The sequence below is a fragment of the Paenibacillus sp. FSL P4-0113 genome, from assembly GCF_038009305.1.
GTDB classification, from domain to species: domain Bacteria; phylum Bacillota; class Bacilli; order Paenibacillales; family Paenibacillaceae; genus Paenibacillus; species Paenibacillus polymyxa_D.
The window spans coordinates 2,226,938-2,238,928 of sequence record NZ_JBBPAZ010000001.1; the positions used below are offsets into that span (position 1 = coordinate 2,226,938).

The following is an 11,991-nucleotide window of genomic DNA, read 5'->3' on the forward strand; positions in this document are numbered from 1 at the left end:
GAATCAAGACTTCACAGCTCCGGCTATCTTAGAATAAATGCACTTACCTTTACGAAAGCGGTTTAGTTAATTACAGCTACTATTATGTATCGGATAGCCTGTATTTGTAAATAGAGATTTGTAAATTATCAAATAAAACACAAATCACCGTTATTACTCCTTAAAATATTAGGAGTCATCCTTTATTAGCACGGTTGACTCACTTCTATGAGGTAGCATAGAATACGAGTAATCATTAATTTTGAAAAACAAAGTCAATTTAACTAAATCAGTTTAGTTGCGGAGGATTCCATGAATATAAAAACAATAGCTAGCATGGCAGGCGTTTCAGTAGCAACGGTTTCGAAAATCATTAACAATTACACAGACATCAGTGAGGAAACCCGGCAGCGGGTACTTAAAATCATGGAGGAAACAGGCTATAGACCCTCCTCCTCGGCTAAAACGCTGGCTACCAAAAAATCTAATCTGGTAGGCGTTATATTTGCTGGTAAGCTGAATGTTGATTTTAGTCATCCTTTTTTTGTAGATATCATTAATGTCTTCAAAAAACAGATTGGCTTGCTCGGTTACGATCTGCTGTTTTTTTCAAATGAGAAATTTCTGGATAATGGAGAGGACTATTTGGCACGCTCGAAATATTTTTCAGTGGACGGGTGCATTATTATCGCTGGAGATGAAGTGGAGAAGAGTGTTTTTGATCTCGACGCCAGCCCTATCCCCTGCATCGGTGTCGATATTGAGCTAACCGGAGCCAGCTCCTGCTACATTATGTCCGACAATCAGAAGATTTCAATGAAGGTTGTTGAGCACTTTTACATGAATGGATACCGCGACATGGGTTTTATAGGCATTGAACGCCCCTCCTTGGTTATTAAAGAGAGAGAGGAGGCCTTTATCGCTTCACTAAAACGGTTTAGTCTTGATGTCAGACCTGAATGGGTCGTATATGGTAAGGACTACGCGGCAGAAGATGGATACCAGGTCGCGAAGGCGTGGATACAGCAAGGAAATTTACCAAAAGCTATTTTTGCGGCTACCGACCTGCTTGCCTTTGGTGCCATACGTGCTTTCAAGGAAAGCGGCTTGAGGGTACCCGAGGATATTGCTGTAGTGGGATGTGATGATATAGAAGCCTGTCGTTATACCGAACCTCCACTGACAACTGTAAAACAAGACAAGCAAAAAATAGGCCGTCTAGCTGCTATGGTGCTGTTTGACCTGATGAATAAACAAATGGATACCAAATGTATTAAAGTCGAGCCGGAACTGGTCATTCGTAGTTCCTGCGGAACCGGCCAACATTGGAACCATACGAAGGTCAAAGGTTAGCTCATGCCTTAAAAAAGATGACTCCTGATAAGATTCAGAAGTCATCTTTTTGCAGTTTAATATTCAGAGACCCAGCGCTTAATCATTACTTGTAGGCCATCGTCGCATTCACAGCCTTTTTCCAGCCTTCATACAAGTCTGCACGTCTTGATTCATCCATATTCGGGGCAAAAGAGGTTTCCACCCTCACCCGCTTACGAAGTTCATCCGTACTCTTCCAATATCCAATAGCCAAACCTGCCAGACATGCAGCCCCCAGTGCCGTCGTCTCATGGATCACTGGCCGCTCCACCGTTGCATCTAAAATATCGCTCTGGAATTGCATCAGAAAATTGTTCAATACAGCTCCTCCATCCACCCGCAGCGTCTTCACCGCAATACCTGAATCGATCTCCATGGCTGTAAGCACATCTTTGGTCTGATAAGCGAGTGACTCCAATGTGGCGCGGATAAAATGCTCCTTCGTGGTCCCTCGTGTTAGGCCGAACATCGCTCCGCGCACCTCGCTATCCCAGTAGGGGCTCCCCAGTCCGACAAAAGCGGGGACAAGATACACTCCTTCCGTAGACGAAACACGAGCGGCATAAGGCTCACTGTCCTTCGCTTCACGGAACATACGCAGCCCGTCTCGCAGCCACTGGATCGCCGACCCCGCTACAAACACACTCCCCTCGAGTGCGTATTGCACTTTGCCTTCCTCCAGTCCCCAAGCGATGGTCGTAATCAGGCCGTGTTTAGATTCAACAGGCTGATCCCCCGTATTCATTAGCATAAAGCAGCCTGTGCCGTAAGTATTTTTGATCATCCCTTTTTCGTAACATGCCTGACCGAACAAGGCTGCTTGCTGGTCACCTGCTGCACCGGCGATCGGTACATTCTGACCGAAGAAATGATAATCCACGGTGTGCGCATATACCTCAGAAGAAGGTCTTACCTCGGGCAGCATGATTTTCGGAACACCCAGAATGTCCAGCAGCTCTTCGTCCCACTTTAGCTCATAAATGTTGTACATGAGCGTCCTGGCTGCATTCGAGTAGTCCGTCACATGTGCCTTTCCGCCGGATAGTTTCCAGATCAGCCACGAGTCAATCGTACCGAATAACAGGTCACCTCGTTCCGCCTTTTCCCGCGCGCCCTCTACATGGTCCAGTATCCACTTTACTTTAGTGCCTGAAAAATACGGGTCGATCAGCAGCCCTGTTTTGCTGTGAAACAGTTCCTCGTGCCCTTGTCGCTTCAATTCTTCACAGATGTCCGAGGTTTGGCGTGATTGCCATACGAGTACATTATATACGGGCACTCCTGTATTTTTGTCCCACACAGCCACCGATTCTCGCTGATTGGTAATGCCGATGGCAGCCACTTGATTTGCTTTTACACCGGATTCGGAAAGACAGGAGGCAATGACTCCGAGAATAGAGCTCCAGATTTCATTCGCATTCTGCTCTACCCAGCCGGGATGAGGAAAATATTGCGGAAATTCTCGCTGAGCCGAGTACACTACATCTCCCTCGCTATTGAACAAAATCGCTCTTGAGCTTGTCGTTCCCTGATCTAGTGACAAAATATATTTTCCCATTGTTCATCTCTCCCCGTGTAAATCCATCGTTTTTACGCTGTAAGTTTGTGATCCGTTTTATGATTTTTATAAGTACGACTCATACGGAAGGTAATCAAGAGTACAATCACGATGATCCCTAGTAAAATCCAGAAAGCTGGAGTCACACTCCCCTTAAAAACAGCCTGATAAAATGGCCCTGCGAAAGATCCCCCCAATAGCGGTCCTATAATGGGCACCCATGCATATTTCCAGTTGGACGCCCCCTTACCGGGAATCGGTAGTAAATAATGCATCAGACGCGGCCCAAAATCCCTCGCTGGATTGATGGCATAGCCCGTTGTGCCTCCAAGGGATAAACCGATACTGACAACTAAAAAACCAACAATCAGCGGTTTCAGGCCGTCTGTAAATGAATTGGCACCAAACGACAGTAAAGCAAGCACAAAGATGAAAGTACCTATCATTTCACTAAGCACGTTGCCAAACGGATGATCAATAGCTGGTCCTGTCGCGAATACACTGAGTTTGGCTGCTGTGTCCTCCGTCTCTTTCCAGTGGGGCCAATAATGCAAAACGACGATGATCGCACCCGCCATGGCCCCGAGAAGCTGAGCCACAATATAGCCGGATACATCTTGCCATGGAAAACTACCCTGAAATGCCAACGCGAGTGTAACTGCCGGATTCAAATGCGCTCCGCTGATTTGACCCACTGCATACACCGCAATAGCTACCGCAAGCCCCCAACCCATTCCGACCACAATCCAGCCGGAAGCGTGGGCAAATGACTTTTTCAGGGACACCCCTGCGCACACTCCGCCACCTAGGGCAATAAGAATCATTGTCCCTATGAATTCGGCTGCGTATGGCGACATACAACCTACCTCCTCAATAGATCACCCGATTTTGATCGCTTTCATCGCACAAAAAAAAGAAAAGCCATCACAAATCAACCCTGTGCTGTACCATGGGATGTCTGCGTGGCTCTCTTGTCTCCGTCACGATTATTAACTTAAATTTGATACTATATAAGCATGTAAGCGATGTCAACTGCGGATTTACGTCATTTCATAGCTTAAAATAATCGTTGACCATGTTAGATCCCCCGATTTATGATGTAAAAAAATGGGCACAAGTAAGGATTTCAGGATGAATACGACACTCCCAAACTCGATGAAGAAGGGAAGAATGTTATGCTGAAATTTCTGCAAAAAATCGGCAAGTCGTTAATGCTTCCAGTAGCTACTCTACCCGCCGCAGGGATTTTGCAAGGATTAGCTCTGATTAATTATGAAACGGATATACCGTTTGGTCCCGTAGTTGGCGGATTTCTGAATCATTATGTCACTCCTTTTCTGAACGAGGGGGCGGGGGCTATCTTCGGTAACCTTGCGCTCATTTTCTCCATTGGTGTTGCCATTGGTCTGGCAGGCGACGCAGTAGCCGCATTATCGGCAGTCATTGCCTATATGGTGTTGACCCGTATTTTGGCGGCAGTGCCGGGTATATTTGCATATATTCCAGACGACGTCAAGCTGGACATGGGCGTATTGGGTGGTATTTTTATCGGTGGATGGTCTGCTTTTCTGTTTAAAAAATATCATAATATTCAGCTCCCGGATTGGCTTGGCTTCTTCTCAGGCAAACGTTTTGTCCCCATGATTACCGCCTTCACGACCATGATTCTGGCCATTCTGCTCGGAATGATCTGGAGTCCGGTACAAGATGGGATTGCAGCCTTCGGCAACTGGATTGTCGGGTTTGGCGGAATCGGATCAATGGTATTCATGATTGCCAATCGGCTGCTGATCCCGCTCGGTTTGCATCATGTACTAAACTCAATCGCGTGGTTTCAGATTGGTAACTATACGAATGCAGCTGGCGAAGTTGTTCATGGTGACCTGACCCGTTTCTTTGCAGGCGATAAATCAGCTGGTCTATTCATGTCCGGTTTCTTCCCTATTATGATGTTTGCTCTCCCGGCAGCCGCTCTCGCATTCATCCATACGGCTAAACCGGAAAAACGTAAAGCCGTCGCTTCCATTTTCATCGGTTCTGCGCTGGCATCGTTCCTGACCGGAATTACCGAGCCCCTCGAATTTTCGTTTATGTTCATTGCACCATTGCTTTACGGCGTTCATGCTCTGCTGACAGGCCTGAGCGGCCTGGTCGTATACCTATTGGATGTCAAACTGGGCTTTTCCTTTTCAGCAGGACTCATTGACTATTTGGTCAATATGAAGCTCTCCACTCACCCATTGCGAATGATCCCGGTCGGGCTTGTCTTCGCCCTCATCTATTACTTTCTGTTCCGATTTATCATTCTCAAATTCAACCTAAAAACTCCTGGGCGTGAAGATGATGGAGAAGACAGTCTCCTGTCTGAGGCTAACGAATCTGTACCCAATAAAAAAGCAAACGCTACATCCGACACTCCGTCCAGTCAGGCAGGCAGGGTACTAACCTATCTCGGCGGTTCGGACAATATCCTAAGCATTGATGCCTGCATCACACGGCTGCGTCTTGTCGTCAAAGACGACAAAGCAGTTAACGATCAAGCTCTCAGGCAGCTCGGAGCGTCGGGAATCATCAGGCTTGGTAACGGTACCCTGCAGGTTATTTTCGGGACTCGGTCCGAAATTCTGAAAGATGAAATACTGCGGTTGATGTCATGAGCTGAATCCCTAACTTAAGTACGTGCGTTCTTCATATAACAGACGCACGTGCTTTTTTTTATGGATAAACGTTTCAAATTTTTTGTTTTTGGTTAAGGCAATGCACATAAATGGGTAACAGCTTCATATGATGGAGCTAAACCATTTACAACTTGTTTAGCAGGCAGATTATCTCAGACAGCAAGGAGGGAAATGATGTGAAGACAGTACAATGGTTGGTATTATGTCTTGCTTTTCTCACTATGTTCAGTGCTTGTAGTGGACCCTCGTTCTCTGAAAGTCAATCATCTGAAACTAATTTGTCAAATGGAAAAAAGATAACGCTTACATTATGGTATTGGAACCGTTCCATTGATGATGAACTACTCGCCCAAGCGGAAAAACACTTTCCCAACATTGAATTAAAAACTCAAAAAATAGGTGGTGACTTCAAAGCTAAACTGAAGACAACGCTCGCAGCTCGTTCTGGTGAACCAGACATCGTAGCTCTGAACGACTGGATGGTGGAGCTATTTCCAAGTGCGGATCGTTTTTATGATTTAAGGGAGCTCGGAGCAGACCGCCTAAAAGATCAATATTTGGAATGGAAATGGAATCAGGGGATCACTCCTGATGGTAAAATGATTGCATTTCCCATGGATACTGGGCCTACTGCCCTCTTCTATCGAAGCGATCTATTTAAGCAAGCAGGCTTGCCTAGTGATCCTGAAAAGGTTAGTGCCTCGATCCGCACATGGGATGATTACATGGCAGCCGGAGAACAACTTCAGCAGAAATTCGGAAGCCGTTCGTTTTTGGCTGATAATATTGTAAACGTTTACAATCAAGTGCTCGCTCAGCATACAAACCTCTACTTCAAGCCGGATGGCAGCTATATTGGCAATCAATCTCCTGACATCCGTCTGGGCTGGAAAACCGCTGTCGATTTCCACAAGAAGCATCTGCTCGCCAATGCGGATGGCTGGACTCCCGAATGGAACGCTTCGGTCAATAACGGCAAAATTGCCTCTTTTGTAGGGGCTGTTTGGATGAAGCAAGTTCTCACAGAGGCCGCGCCGGATACAGCGGGCAAATGGAGAGTCGCCCGTGCTCCTGGAGGAGACGGCAACCTGGGTGGTTCGTTCATTTCTATCCTCAAATCCAGCAAACATCCCAAAGAAGCCTTTGAAGTCCTGACCTGGCTGCAAAACCCGGAACACCAGTTGGAAGCCTACCACAAAATCGGTCTGTTCCCGTCCACTCCCGGCGTCTATAACGATCCTATCATGGGGATACCCGAGCCTTTCTTTGGGGGTCAGGCCACCGGACTCATCTTCTCCGCCTCCGCACGTCATGTGAAAAGCAGCTATTTCGGCGAGCGCTACCCTGTCATCCACGGCATTGTGACCCGTCGCCTTGCTAATGTTGCCAAGCAGGATGCTAATCCTGATGCATTATGGACGGAAACCATGGAACGAATCGAACGGGAATTACAGCGATAAAAAAACAAAATTCAAAAAAGGCGTGTGGACAATATGCTGAGAGAAATCTGGAAGCACCGTGCCGTTTATGCTGCGATCTCGCCGTTTTATCTGCTGTTTGGCATCTTTGGACTGTTTCCGATTGGTTTTTCATTATACCTGGCGTTTCACAAATGGGACGGAATCGGAGACATGACCTACAACGGCTGGGGCAACTTTCGCTACCTTGTAACAGATCATGAATTTTGGCAGGCTGTAGGCAACACCTTTGTGATCTGGGTGTATGCAACGATTCCAATGCTATTCTTCGCACTGATTATTGCCTTTCTGCTTTATGCCCCATTTGTGAAAATGCGCACCTTATGGCGAGTTGGATTCTTCCTGCCCAATGTGACGTCTATTGTGGCTGTCGCCATCATATTTGGTGCCTTATTTGCCAACAATTTCGGATTTCTCAACTACCTTCTGCAACTCTTGGGACTGCCCATGGTTCAATGGCTGAATGTGCCATGGGGTATCCAAATTGCCATTTCTTCTATGGTCGTATGGAGATGGATGGGCTATAACGCAATCATCTATCTGGCCGGACTTCAGAGTATTCCGCATGTGCTGTATGAGGCCGCCAAAATAGACGGAGCAACCGGAGCGCAAGCTTTTTTCCGCATCACTATCCCCATGCTGCGCCCAGTCATTCTGTTTACGGTCATTACGTCCACCATCGGCGGTATGCAACTCTTCACCGAGCCACAGGTCCTGGTCGGTAATGACGGCGGTTCCGGGGCAAGTGGCATGACCATCGTTTTATACCTGTACCGCGAGTCGTTCATTAACAACTATTTTGGATATGGTGCAGCCGTCGGATGGGGCATGTTCCTCATCATTGCTCTATTCTCCATCATCAACTGGAAACTCGTTCAAGGTAAAAAATAATGATGGGAAGGAGCTTCACAACATGATACAGACACGTGCAAAATCCTTTGTTTTATATGCCGGATTGTTGGTGGGAATCATCCTGTCGATGTTTCCATTTTACTGGCTGATCGTTATGGCAACCCGTACAACTTCAGACATCTATCGTTTTCCACCGCAATTGTGGTTTGGCGGCCACTTCTTGGATAACATAACGAGAGTATTGCAGCAGATTAATTTTGCCGGAGCCTTTTTTAATACCCTTTTTGTAGCCGGTTCTGTTACCTTATTGGTTCTGTTTTTCGATTCGCTGGCAGGTTTTGCATTCGCCAAGTTTGATTTTCCGGGCAAAAAAGTGCTATTTATCGTTCTGCTAGCTACAATGATGGTCCCTTCACAACTTTCGCTTGTCCCCTCCTTTGTCATGATGGCCTCCTTTGGATGGGTAGGTACGTTCAAAGCGCTTATTATCCCGGGGATGGTAAATGCCTTCGGCATTTTCTGGATTCGTCAATATGCGGAAGAATCCATTCCAAAGGAGCTGCTGGATGCGGGGCGGATGGACGGATGCAGCTTTTTTCGACTGTACTTGAATGTAGCACTGCCTATTCTACGTCCTGCGTTCGCTTTTCTCGGCGCGTTTACCTTTATAGGAGCCTGGAATGATTATTTATGGCCGTTAATCGTCTTAACGGATGAGCGTAAATTCACGCTCCAGATTGCACTGTCACAGTTAAACGGGATTTACAATACGGATTATGCGATGGTCATTGCGGGCACCCTGCTTGCTGTACTGCCACTTATTATTTTGTTTCTTTTCATTAGCCGCCAGTTTATTTCCGATCTTGCCGCTGGTGCGGTCAAAGATTAGATTCACTTGAATTCCCTTATTCATTTCATGTATAATAATTAATCGTCATTTCAAATAGCTTACATGATGAGGTTAGGTATACAACAGCAATCAGGTTAAGCGATTTACGATTTGAACATGAACTATGAACTGAGGGGAACTTTCCAGATGAACAAATTCACATATTATAACCCCACCAAATTAATTTTTGGAGACAATCAAATTGAAGAACTGCAGCAGGAACTGTTGAATTACGGCAAAAATATTTTGCTGATATATGGAGGCGGAAGTGTCAAACGAAATGGTCTATATGACCAGGTATTAAACGCGTTACAGCCGCTACATCTCAACATTCATGAATTGTCGGGCGTAGAACCGAATCCGCGGTTGTCCACCGTTAAGAAGGGCATCGACATTTGCCGAAACAAAAAAATCGACTTCTTACTTGCAGTAGGCGGCGGGAGCGTTATTGATTGCACCAAAGCCATCGCAGCAGGGGCTGAATATGACGGCGATGTGTGGGATATTATCAATAAAAAGCACATGCCTACCCAGGCTCTGCCATTCGGTACCATCCTCACACTCGCCGCTACCGGTTCAGAAATGAATCCAGATTCTGTTATCACCAACTGGGAAACAAACGAAAAATACGTATGGGGCAGCGCGGTGACGCATCCGAAATTCTCAATTCTGGACCCAAAAAACACCTTCTCTGTGCCACGTGATCAGACGGTATATGGCATGGTGGATATGATGAGCCATGTGTTTGAACAGTATTTTCACAATGTTAAAAATACACCGTTGCAAGATCGTATGTGCTTTTCCGTGCTGCAAACCGTAATCGAAACTGCACCTAAGCTGTTGGAGGATTTGCACAACTACGAGCATCGCGAAACGATTTTATATGCCGGAACGATTGCTCTTAACGGAACACTGCAAATGGGCTACTTCGGGGACTGGGCTTCGCATACGATTGAACATGCATTATCTGCTGTATATGATATTCCTCATGCTGGCGGTCTGGCGATCCTATTCCCCAACTGGATGAGACATACGGTCGATCAGGATGCTGCACGCATGAAACGGCTGATGCTCAGCATGTTTGACTTAGACACCGTAGATAAAACAGATAGAGAAATCGCTTTGGAGGGTATTGACCGTCTTAGTGCATTCTGGACAAGTCTCGGTGCCCCTTCCACCCTGGCCGATTACAATATTAATGATGAGCAATTGGAAAAAATCGCAACCATTGCAGCCCGTGAAATGGAATATGGAGGCTTCGGTAATTATAAAAAGCTGAATCAAGAAGATATTTTAGCTATTTTGCGTGCATCGTTATAACATTCAAAAGGGAGTGTCCTCAAGCCTGTGATGGCTGAAGGCACTCCCTTTTGGAATTTATGAATTAACCGTGTGTCCCTTTTCTTCTACTTGAATAGCTGCCCCTACACTGGCACCTGCAAGAATGCCCTTTTTCTTACTAGAATTCAGAGAATCCATATAGATTCGGGTTTCTGCAACGACAATGCCTGACAAACCAAGCAGTGCAATCAGGTTCGGGAAAGCCATCATTGCGTTAAAGATATCTGCCAGCAGCCAAATCGCATCCAGTTTAATGAACGCGCCCCCGCCAACGAGTAGAATGAACAGATAACGGTATGGCTTAATCCACTTGACCCCAAGCAAATATTCAACACAGCGTTCCCCGTAATAGTTCCAGCCGAGCATGGTGGTGAACGCGAACATAATCAGAATAATTGTGAGCAGTTCTGCCCCCAGCGGGAATGCGCTGGAAAATGCTTGCTGAGTCATCAGGCCCGCATCGGTAGGCCCGCTCCACACACCGCTAACCAGTAGCGTCAACCCGGTCATCACACAAATAACCATCGTATCAATAAACACGCCTGTCATGGAAATCAGCCCTTGTTCCGCAGGCCATTTGGTTTTGGCAGCTGCGGCTGCAATCGGTGCGCTTCCCAATCCGGCCTCATTGGCAAAAATACCTCTGGCTACCCCACTTCGCATCGCCAGCATAATCGTAGCTCCGGCAAATCCGCCCGTTGCCGATGTAGTTGAAAATGCCGAATGGAGCACCAGCGCAATTGCGGCAGGAAGCTGGTCAGCAAACCGAATCAGTACGATGAGACAGATCAGTACGTACAAGCCTGTTTTAAAAGGAACGACCTTCGTCGATACCTTGGCAATACTTTTGAGTCCTCCAATAGTAACCAGTCCTGTGAGGATAGCAATAATCAGTGCCGTTACAATGGGCGGAACACCAAAACTGTTTTCCGTCGAAGATACAATCGCTTTGACCTGTGGAAACGTTCCAATCCCGAACAACGCTACCAGCATGCCCGAAAAAGCAAACAGCATCGCCAGCGGTTTAAAACGACGTCCTAGACCTTTCTCAATATAATACATCGGGCCGCCGGAAAATTGTCCATTCCGATCCTTCACCCGGTATTTTACTGCAAGTACACCTTCCGCATATTTCGTCGCCATCCCAAAAAAGGCTGCAACGACCATCCAGAACAAGGCACCCGGCCCGCCCAGCTTAATGGCTGTCGCTACGCCGACAATACTTCCTGTGCCAACTGTAGCCGCTAGCGCCGTACTCAAAGCCGCAAAACTACTTACATCCCCGCTGCCTTCATTCGGGGCCTTACCGATCAGCTTGATCGCCAGGGGCAGGCGGAATACCTGCAACATTTTCAGACGTATGGTCAGCCACAACCCCGTTCCCATGACAAGAATGATGAGAGGCGCCCCCCATATCCAACTGCTAATCGCTTCTAACACATGTACCAAATTCATTTCAACCCGCTCCTCCAGCATATTAGAAAACAAAAAAGAGTCAAATCAGCTGATTCGACTCCTGGAGAGGTTAAAGGCACGAAAAAATACAACCATCTTGTGCAGGTTTCTGCCTCTAATAGCTCATAAAAAAGCCTAGGGTATTCCCTGTCACAGGTTATTCGCGTCTCTGTCCTTTTGCCTGAGAGTTTAAGCAGATGTTCTCTGCGGTGCACCTTCGGCGCCCAATTAAGGGTCTCTCCAGAGTTCTGTCCGTTTACGGTCCCCGCTTGTGGCTGTAAACAGCCTAAGCACCTGAGAGTTTTGCCCCTTCGGTCGGAACTTTCGTTCCATCTCCCGCAAACATCAACCAGACATATGAAATTTTTATTCATTATACAGAAAACT

General features: G+C 46.7%; 9 protein-coding genes and 2 riboswitches. Of the genes, 6 read left to right on the forward strand and 3 right to left on the reverse strand.

Annotation, left to right across the window (positions count from 1 at the left end; all coding sequences use genetic code 11):
• Nucleotides 1-291: 291 nt before the first annotated feature.
• Nucleotides 292-1,332 carry a LacI family DNA-binding transcriptional regulator gene (locus MKX46_RS09260; RefSeq protein ID WP_341071173.1) on the forward strand — a complete coding sequence of 347 codons (1,041 nt, stop codon included), beginning with the start codon at nt 292-294 and terminating at the stop codon, nt 1,330-1,332.
• Between the two features lie 85 nt (nt 1,333-1,417).
• Here the strand turns inward: MKX46_RS09260 and glpK are convergent, their stop codons facing one another.
• Both glpK and MKX46_RS09270 read right to left on the reverse strand, forming a co-directional pair.
• On the reverse strand, nt 1,418-2,911 hold the full coding sequence (gene glpK, locus MKX46_RS09265) for a glycerol kinase GlpK (RefSeq protein ID WP_341071174.1): 1,494 nt from the start codon (nt 2,909-2,911) through the stop codon (nt 1,418-1,420).
• A 32-nt stretch (nt 2,912-2,943) separates the two neighbouring features.
• Nucleotides 2,944-3,768 (reverse strand): MIP/aquaporin family protein, encoded by an 825-nt coding sequence (locus MKX46_RS09270; protein WP_341071175.1) that lies wholly within the window; start codon nt 3,766-3,768, stop codon nt 2,944-2,946.
• Between the two features lie 318 nt (nt 3,769-4,086).
• Between MKX46_RS09270 and MKX46_RS09275 the strand changes: the two genes are divergently transcribed.
• The 5 genes from MKX46_RS09275 (at nt 4,087) to MKX46_RS09295 (ending at nt 10,128) form a co-directional block, all read left to right on the forward strand.
• Nucleotides 4,087-5,568, forward strand: a complete 1,482-nt coding sequence (locus tag MKX46_RS09275) for a PTS transporter subunit EIIC (RefSeq protein ID WP_029518394.1) — start codon at nt 4,087-4,089, stop codon at nt 5,566-5,568.
• Between the two features lie 197 nt (nt 5,569-5,765).
• Nucleotides 5,766-7,049 carry an ABC transporter substrate-binding protein gene (locus MKX46_RS09280; protein ID WP_341071176.1) on the forward strand — a complete coding sequence of 428 codons (1,284 nt, stop codon included), beginning with the start codon at nt 5,766-5,768 and terminating at the stop codon, nt 7,047-7,049.
• 33 nt (nt 7,050-7,082) lie between these two features.
• On the forward strand, nt 7,083-7,958 hold the full coding sequence (locus tag MKX46_RS09285) for a carbohydrate ABC transporter permease (protein ID WP_029518392.1): 876 nt from the start codon (nt 7,083-7,085) through the stop codon (nt 7,956-7,958).
• Between the two features lie 22 nt (nt 7,959-7,980).
• On the forward strand, nt 7,981-8,808 hold the full coding sequence (locus tag MKX46_RS09290) for a carbohydrate ABC transporter permease (protein ID WP_341039886.1): 828 nt from the start codon (nt 7,981-7,983) through the stop codon (nt 8,806-8,808).
• Between the two features lie 147 nt (nt 8,809-8,955).
• Entirely contained in the window at nt 8,956-10,128 is a 1,173-nt protein-coding gene (locus MKX46_RS09295) for an iron-containing alcohol dehydrogenase (protein WP_341039887.1), read from the forward strand.
• A gap of 57 nt (nt 10,129-10,185) precedes the next feature.
• On the opposite strand, the gene MKX46_RS09300 is transcribed toward MKX46_RS09295, so the two are convergent.
• Nucleotides 10,186-11,604, reverse strand: coding sequence for an alanine/glycine:cation symporter family protein (locus MKX46_RS09300; protein ID WP_341071177.1), 1,419 nt, complete (start codon nt 11,602-11,604; stop codon nt 10,186-10,188).
• A gap of 159 nt (nt 11,605-11,763) precedes the next feature.
• A riboswitch (glycine riboswitch) is annotated at nt 11,764-11,858 on the reverse strand.
• An 18-nt stretch (nt 11,859-11,876) separates the two neighbouring features.
• A riboswitch (glycine riboswitch) is annotated at nt 11,877-11,953 on the reverse strand.
• Between the last annotated feature and the right edge of the window lie 38 nt (nt 11,954-11,991).

What these genes read in the sequence shown, in the direction of transcription:
- MKX46_RS09260 (WP_341071173.1), top strand. Translation starts at nt 292, where the DNA reads ATGAATATAAAAACAATAGCTAGCATGGCAGGCGTTTCAGTAGCAACG.
- glpK (WP_341071174.1), bottom strand. Translation starts at nt 2,911, where the DNA reads ATGGGAAAATATATTTTGTCACTAGATCAGGGAACGACAAGCTCAAGA.
- MKX46_RS09270 (WP_341071175.1), bottom strand. Translation starts at nt 3,768, where the DNA reads ATGTCGCCATACGCAGCCGAATTCATAGGGACAATGATTCTTATTGCC.
- MKX46_RS09275 (WP_029518394.1), top strand. Translation starts at nt 4,087, where the DNA reads ATGCTGAAATTTCTGCAAAAAATCGGCAAGTCGTTAATGCTTCCAGTA.
- MKX46_RS09285 (WP_029518392.1), top strand. Translation starts at nt 7,083, where the DNA reads ATGCTGAGAGAAATCTGGAAGCACCGTGCCGTTTATGCTGCGATCTCG.
- MKX46_RS09290 (WP_341039886.1), top strand. Translation starts at nt 7,981, where the DNA reads ATGATACAGACACGTGCAAAATCCTTTGTTTTATATGCCGGATTGTTG.
- MKX46_RS09295 (WP_341039887.1), top strand. Translation starts at nt 8,956, where the DNA reads ATGAACAAATTCACATATTATAACCCCACCAAATTAATTTTTGGAGAC.
- MKX46_RS09300 (WP_341071177.1), bottom strand. Translation starts at nt 11,604, where the DNA reads ATGAATTTGGTACATGTGTTAGAAGCGATTAGCAGTTGGATATGGGGG.